Here is a 502-nt window from a genome sequence, read left to right on the forward strand (position 1 = left end):
AGCGGATCCGCGTGAGCCGGACGCGGGCCGAGCCCTCCCCCGGCGGGTATCTCAAGCGCCGATAATTCACATTATGTCAAGTAGAACTCGGGAGGGCACACCGGCACCCGCCCGCCGGCCTGGCGGCCACCCGGCTGTTGGGAGCCCGACCTAGATGAGCTGTATCGGTTTGGCCGACTCCGCAATATGGGGGCTCGGCGTGGATGGCCAGACTGACGCAGCCATCAAATGATCATCTTGGGCTTGTCAACGTGTCCGGCGCTGGGTTCCGCTCATGTGCCGTCCGCCTCTCCCTCCCCCAGCGTCTCCCCCGCCATCTACGGCACCGCCCATGGCGCTCCGGCCGGCGGGCTCTTTCCGTTTCCGTGCGTCGGTCGACCGACGGTCGGGTCGACCGACGCACCGGGGCACCCGCGCATCGCGCGGCGCCGCGCTGGGCCGATCGTCCCGTGTCCGGCAGAAACCGTCTAAACGCGGAGAAACAACCCTAAGAGCGCCCGGC

This window comes from Protofrankia sp. Cj3 (assembly GCF_917627355.1).
Taxonomy (GTDB): Bacteria; Actinomycetota; Actinomycetes; order Frankiales; family Frankiaceae; genus Protofrankia.